Source organism: Ruegeria spongiae (assembly GCF_023502395.1).
In the GTDB taxonomy this organism is placed as follows: domain Bacteria; phylum Pseudomonadota; class Alphaproteobacteria; order Rhodobacterales; family Rhodobacteraceae; genus Ruegeria_C; species Ruegeria_C spongiae.
In genome coordinates this window covers 1-6,226 of the sequence record NZ_JAMFMB010000062.1, presented here as the reverse complement: position 1 = coordinate 6,226, position 6,226 = coordinate 1, and the positions used below count along the sequence as shown (strand labels likewise).

Genomic DNA, 6,226 nt, shown 5'->3' with positions numbered 1-6,226 from the left:
GACTGATCTATTGGGGTGAGCACTTACTGATTGTTCAAAGAAAACCCAGCCCGAGGGAAACTTTGATTGCAGTGACTATGTCATGTCCCCTGCCGCATCCGTCAACGTGGCCAGCGTGGAAACAAGTCGCGGCAGATCGCAGCGGGAATGCAGGATATCAACAATGATCACCGCGTCCGGCTGATCCAGGTAAACTAGGAAGTGCTCTCCCGCCCGTACATATCTGAGATCAGCTGCCTCCTCTACCAATATAGTACAGCTGCGGCTGGCCGCCCTGCCCTCCGTGATGGCCAGACAGCGCGCTATCAGTTCTTGTTCATAAAGATCGGCTTGATGCCGTCCAAACTTGTCGATGGTCCATCGGGCAATTTCCACCAGGCTGGCTTCAGCACGGCGTGTCAGTCGAAAGGGTTTGGTCACGCTTTGGTTCGTGCCCTTACAAAGGCACGACGGATCGCATCCGTACCGCCGCCTTCTGCCAGATCTCCTGCCTGAGCCTGGGCTACGCCGTCCTGCAGGCCTTGCCTGAGAGACACCAGTCCCGCCTCTTCCCGCTCCAGAAGACGAAGACCAGCGCGCAACGCTTCACTGGCGTTCTGATAGCGACCGGACGCAACCAGGTCCTGCACCAGTTGATCCTGCGTTTCTGTAAGTACGACATTGCGGGTTACCATGGCTTAAGCCTCCTGATTGGCAATATATGCCAACGAAGGTACTTGTTCAACAATTGAAGTTTCCACACCCGGTAGTTTAATCAAGCCGTTCTTATTGCCGGCCTGACAGAGCAAATAAGTGCTCACCGCCGTGGCAGGGTTAACCATCGCCCCTACGCTTTCGCAAATTCCAAACACAAGGCCGACCTCCTTGCCCCGAATACCGCCCATCCGATTACCGGTGATATTCTCGAACAGCAGATGGTCACCATTCAAGGTTCGTGCCGGGACAGCCGTGACCAGATCATCCTGTTACTGGGCTGACCTCGGGTAGATGGCAGCGTTCGGTGATCGGCGGGATCTTTTTGGGGGATGTGTCGCTGAAGGAATTCAACGAGAATTACATGATTTAATTGTCGCTGCTGGTAGTTGAGACCACCCAAAAAGACAAGACTCCACGGTTGGTGCGCAAGGGCCGCGCAGCGAAGCCGTTGGTGCATTGGAGCAAAGTGGGTCAGATCGAGGACAACCCCCTGTTTCACTCGGTCTCGAAATCTGGCTGGATGCGGAAACGCCCCCTTAACCTGGACGCCATCGCCCAGATCGTCAAACACCGACTGAAGGTGACAGGACTACGAAGGATTATGCCTCATCGCATTGGCTGCGCTCGGGCTTCCTGACCCAAGCCGCGCAGGACGGCGCACCGCTCAAGACCGGTTTGCACCTATCGCACTGGCTCAGAAATGCTATGACGGCGTCGATATCGCCCAGAACCCGGCTGCGGATTTGTTGGGGTGTGATTCAACCAATCAGCTCAACTAACCCCCTAACCTTCCCTGATACCCTTCTTACAACGCACCTCGCTCATTCATGACACAGCCTTCGGCAGGACATGCTCCACTCAAAGCGGAGCATTTAGAGAAGTTTCACGCGCATGCCTGCTTGATCTGCGGAAGATCCACCTCTGATTTGAGAGCCCACAATTCTCTTCTACCGGGTTTACAACTGTAAACCACCCTGCTCTGATACAAAGCGCATGTAGTCTGCCGGTCAGCGCAGCCCACAATATAGGCGAAAATTCTTGACTTAGGGCAGTGAATCACGGCTGTTTGTCTCAAGTGGCGCGAAAATGACCACATTCTTTAATTTGAGGCAACTACATGATTCCCGTGACACCACTTACGGCAGATCGACCATCGGCACTCGCCACGGAAATTTCCGAGAGATTGAACTCGGCTATCCGAGAGCATCTTCTTGCTGCCTTTGCACCTGACAACACAAAATCACTACGCACATTCGCAGCACCAGAAGCGGCCGAACTTTTGGGCGTCTCGGGTCAATTCATGCGCAAGGTCCACTCAGAAGGTACAATTCCTGAACCAAAAGACGTGCGAAGCGGTCGACGCTACTATACTGCGCAAGAGCTTTGGGAAGCACGTGAAACGCTTGAGAAGACCTCGCGCAAACAAGGACGCTACATCCCTCGCCGGACGGAAGAAGAGAAACTTCAAGTCTGGCAGTTGATGAACTTCAAAGGCGGTAGCAGCAAAAGCACTACAACAATTCATCTGGCTCATTTTTTCGCGCTTCGCGGATACCGTGTGCTGGCCGTTGACCTAGACCCCCAAGGCTCGCTTACATCCATGTGCGGCATCAGCCCTGAAATCGAGTTCGATGGGCTAACGATATACGATGCCATTCGCTATGAAGACCCGGTTAATATGGCAGATGTCGTGCTTCCGACATATTTCCCCGGATTGTCTGTGGCACCGTCACGGCTTGTTCTTTCTGAATTTGAGACGGAATCCGCCGTCCACTCTAACCCTGACCATCCGTTTTTTACGAGAATACGGAATGCTCTGGCCCAAGTGGAAGACGATTTCGACCTTGTTCTTATTGATAGTCCACCACAACTCGGGTTCCTAACCATCGCGGGGATGGCTGCCGCCAGTTCTTTGCTCGTGCCCTTAACACCTTCTATGTTGGACGTGTCTTCGACAGCTCAATTTCTCGAACTTGCTGGTGCTTATATGGCTGTCATTGAAGACGCCGGCGCCACTCTCGAATACGACAGCTTCAAGTTCCTTATAACACGTGACGAGCCAACAGACGTTCCATCTCAACAGCTGGCTTCGTTCATGCGAGCACTGTTTCAGGACCGCGTCATGTCAGCAACGGCTCTGAAGAGCACTGCGATCAGTGACGCAACAATGCTCAAGCAGTCGATCTACGAGGTTGTGCGTTCGGAAATGACACGCGCAACCTATGACCGGGCAAAGAACTCAATGGATGCGATCGGCTCTGAGGTAGAGCAAATGATCCACCAAGCATGGGGACGTAGCTAATGGCTAGAAAATCTCTTCAAGAAATGTCGGGTATAGCGAGCACGATTGCACGTTCCGGATCTAAGACCGCAGACAGACCGGTAAGAGCCAACGCCCCTGCTCTCGGTGCGCTTCAAGGATCCCTTGCCGCAATTAGGGAAATTGACCCATCTCTCATAGACGATTGGGGGCCGATTGATCGGCTTGGTGAGTTTACAGCTGTAAACCCTGATGAAGATGACGATAGCTTTGAGAGTTTGAAATCGAGCATCCAAGACGGCGGTCAACAAGTGCCCATCCTCGTTCGGAAGTCGAAAACCGAAGGTCGTTACGAGGCGATTTATGGGAGGAGAAGGCTCAAAGCATGTCGTGAGCTCAAAATCAAAGTTCGCGCCAATGTTCAAGATATCGACGATGTGTCGGCGCTCCTTGCCAAAGGCCTTGAAAACGCAGCGAGGCGCAACCTGTCCTTCTACGAAAAAGCTCGCTTTGCGGAAGCAATTCAGACCGCTGGGCATGATACAGCCACGGTGAAACGAGTTCTGAACCTGTCAGCATCAGGATTGTCCCACCTTACTAAGGTCACGCAAAACGTTCCTTTTGAGGTCGGAGAAATGATCGGCGCAGCTCCAAAGTCAGGCCGCCCGAAGTGGACTGCACTTGCTGAGCACTTCTTGGCAGGCAAGCTGACAATTGAAGACGCAACGGACTTGCTTCAAGCCGTCGAGCCATCGGTTTCCTCAGATGATCGGCTGGAAACCCTACTTAAAGCGGCCGCAAAACGTGGTGCCCGACAAAAGGACGGCGTTGGTGAAACCAGCCCCATTGATGGCGTGACTATCAAGTCCGGCAGCGGGTCTCTTACATTGTCAGTTAGAAAGACAGGTTCGAACGCGGATTTTGCTGAGTGGTTGGACAAAAATCTGACGAAAATCATCAAGAGATCACACGCCGAGTTTACAGCTGTAAACAACAAGCAAAATAACTGAGGACGAGCAGAAAGGAGGAAGGCAAGCAAAGAAAAACCCCCGAAACCGGAGCTTCGAGGGCTGCTGCGCTAAGCGCAATTCTTAGATTAGACACCTAGAATCTAGCAGTCCCCGAATCGCCATACAAGAAAAAACGCTCCTGAGCGAACGGGTATTTTTTGTCTGCTGACATAAACTCATGAAAACAGTGACAGCAATGGCTCCGTCAGGAGCAACCTTGTCGAGCACGACAGGGCAGGGGACTTATACACCCAAGAAATGGATTCTTCTTCGAGCCGTTGAAGAGGCGAGAGAGCCGCTTGGGCTGAAGTCCACTTCTCTCAACGTCCTAAGAGCAATGATTTCCTTTTTGCAAGGAGATCAGATTTCAGTCGATCAGGATGATGAGCATATCTGCTTCGCATCCAACGCCGCGATTGCCAAACGAGCCCATGTCAGCGTTCCAACTGTTGAACGTCATATCTCGACTCTGGCCAAGCTTGGGATTGTCCGACGCGTAATGAGCTCAAATGGTAAACGTTGGGCACGCCGAGACCGACAGGGCAGGGTGGTCACAGCGACCGGTCTTTCCCTGATACCATTGTCTGAAAGGCATGCTGAGTTCCTCCAGGAAGCCCAGAAGCATGCTGACCGCGTTCTCGAATTCACGGTACTCCGCGACAAGGTATCGGCCGCTCTGGCTCGTCTGAAAGAGCTTGTAGCAGACGATGGCTCTATCACAGATTTGATGACCTCCGTGCGCAATGCGCTGCGCCGCAAGCCGGATGCGCGTGTCCTCCGGAAACTTCTGGCTGAAATCTCTGTGGAAATCTCAGAGATAACACCGGCTCATACCGAAAAAATGAGGGCCTATGACCATGAAAATGAGGGGCACAAAGAGGACTCTTTGAATCCGATAGTTAAGAAAGAAAAACATTCTCAGGTTCAAGTTTCTCCAGATCAAATGGAGCGCAACTTTCCACGTTTGTGCTCGGAACTTCGCTTTGCCCGCGATCAGTCGCATTGTGACCGGCTTATGGACGATATCGCCGAGTACTTACGATTTGGTCAGACCTGGTATGCTATGAAATCGACATATGGCCCAGCTCTCCGTTTCATGGTGCTCGGATATATTTTTCAACGAGCTGAGAATATAAAATCTCACCAAGCTTATTTGATCTCACTGATCTCGAAAATCGATCGGGGAGATATGCAACCAACCGCATTGTTGGCGCATAGTTCAAAAGTCCGCGGAAGTGCAGGCCATACCCATGATATCTCCTCACGCTCATGAGTTCAGAACAATAGGTACAGTACATGCCATCGGTCTATTGTGAATTGAATGCCAATGTATTACATTGTACTACAGTACGGAAACAGGTGATTGCGATGAGTACCAGCCCATATTCAATCCGTCTCGATGAAGACCTGAGAAAGACCCTGGAACGGGAAGCTGCAATCGAAGATCGACCGCCTGCACAACTCGCCGTACGGGCAATTAGAATGATGTTAGAATCCAAAGCCGCTAAACGTGCAGCTATTGATGCTGCTGTTGAAAAAGCAGACCAAGGCAAGTTCATCACGGCAGACGAAATGAATGCCTGGATAGACAGCTGGGATACCGAGAATGAGCTCTCGGCTCCCGTAGCAAGCGGGCAATCCAATAGCCAATGAGGATTGTATTTCTCGAAGATACGGCCCGGGACATTCAGTGGTTCCGTTACTACTACACGTCAGTTTTTCCTGAAGGCAGCGAAAAGGCACGAGCTCAGCTCAAAGCCATTCAGCTTACTCTTGCAGCCAACCCTTATGCAGGTCACCCGAGTGACACACGCCGAGACATACGGGAACTTTCAGTGCTGCGAACTCCATTCACACTGATCTATCGTGTAATGCCCACCCAGATAGAAATTCTGCGTCTATGGGATACCCGGCAGGGCGCGGGTTACTGAAACCAGGAGTTTGAAATTGGCGGCATCAAGCGGGCAGGGTAGGGGCGGGCAAGCAACCGAACCTACTCTGCTGTTCGATCGCTAGAATCCGAACAGAGGGGGCGGAAACCGGACCTTCGCAGCGTGTGCAACTTCAGCCAGCAGACTTGTTCTACTCAAGTTTTGAACAGAAACTTCGCATACATCCGAGTATGTGGATTTCATGCGTAGCATCCAGCTACCCGATCGGAGTGTACTCTAAGCCTAAAGCGTTTCGGTTTGAACTTGAATCGCGAGTGGTTCCCTTGAGGTTTCAGATGTGATTCATCTTCTTTGGGAGGATGGATTAT

At 51.8% G+C, this 6,226-nt stretch carries 8 protein-coding genes; 5 read left to right on the top strand and 3 right to left on the bottom strand.

The window, feature by feature from the left end; all coding sequences use genetic code 11:
• Nucleotides 1–75 precede the first annotated feature (75 nt).
• The 3 genes from M3P21_RS22030 to M3P21_RS22020 are packed head-to-tail and all read right to left on the bottom strand — an operon-like array spanning nucleotide 76 to nucleotide 929.
• Entirely contained in the window at nucleotides 76–420 is a 345-nt protein-coding gene (locus tag M3P21_RS22030; RefSeq protein ID WP_249713659.1) for a type II toxin-antitoxin system RelE/ParE family toxin, read from the bottom strand.
• Nucleotides 417–674: a type II toxin-antitoxin system ParD family antitoxin gene (locus M3P21_RS22025; protein ID WP_249713658.1), complete on the bottom strand. Its 258-nt coding sequence runs from the start codon at nucleotides 672–674 to the stop codon at nucleotides 417–419. Before M3P21_RS22025 ends, M3P21_RS22030 begins: the two co-directional genes overlap by 4 nt.
• 3 nt (nucleotides 675–677) lie before the next feature.
• On the bottom strand, nucleotides 678–929 hold the full coding sequence (locus M3P21_RS22020; protein WP_249713657.1) for a hypothetical protein: 252 nt from the start codon (nucleotides 927–929) through the stop codon (nucleotides 678–680).
• An 884-nt stretch (nucleotides 930–1,813) separates the two neighbouring features.
• Between M3P21_RS22020 and repA the strand changes: the two genes are divergently transcribed.
• The 5 genes from repA to M3P21_RS22855 all read left to right on the top strand — a co-directional run bounded on the left by repA (nucleotide 1,814) and on the right by M3P21_RS22855 (nucleotide 5,897).
• On the top strand, nucleotides 1,814–2,998 hold the full coding sequence (repA, locus tag M3P21_RS22015) for a plasmid partitioning protein RepA (protein ID WP_249713656.1): 1,185 nt from the start codon (nucleotides 1,814–1,816) through the stop codon (nucleotides 2,996–2,998).
• Nucleotides 2,998–3,966, top strand: coding sequence for a plasmid partitioning protein RepB (gene repB / locus M3P21_RS22010; RefSeq protein ID WP_249713655.1), 969 nt, complete (start codon nucleotides 2,998–3,000; stop codon nucleotides 3,964–3,966). The genes repA and repB overlap by 1 nt, the downstream gene beginning before the upstream one ends.
• Before the next feature lie 178 nt (nucleotides 3,967–4,144).
• A complete protein-coding gene (locus M3P21_RS22005; RefSeq protein WP_249713654.1) occupies nucleotides 4,145–5,239 on the top strand; it encodes a helix-turn-helix domain-containing protein in 1,095 nt (364 codons plus the stop codon).
• Nucleotides 5,240–5,262: 23 nt separating this feature from the next.
• A complete protein-coding gene (locus M3P21_RS22000) occupies nucleotides 5,263–5,619 on the top strand; it encodes a CopG family ribbon-helix-helix protein (RefSeq protein ID WP_249713653.1) in 357 nt (118 codons plus the stop codon).
• On the top strand, nucleotides 5,616–5,897 hold the full coding sequence (locus M3P21_RS22855; RefSeq protein WP_373320117.1) for a type II toxin-antitoxin system RelE/ParE family toxin: 282 nt from the start codon (nucleotides 5,616–5,618) through the stop codon (nucleotides 5,895–5,897). Before M3P21_RS22000 ends, M3P21_RS22855 begins: the two co-directional genes overlap by 4 nt.
• The last annotated feature ends 329 nt before the right edge of the window (nucleotides 5,898–6,226 follow it).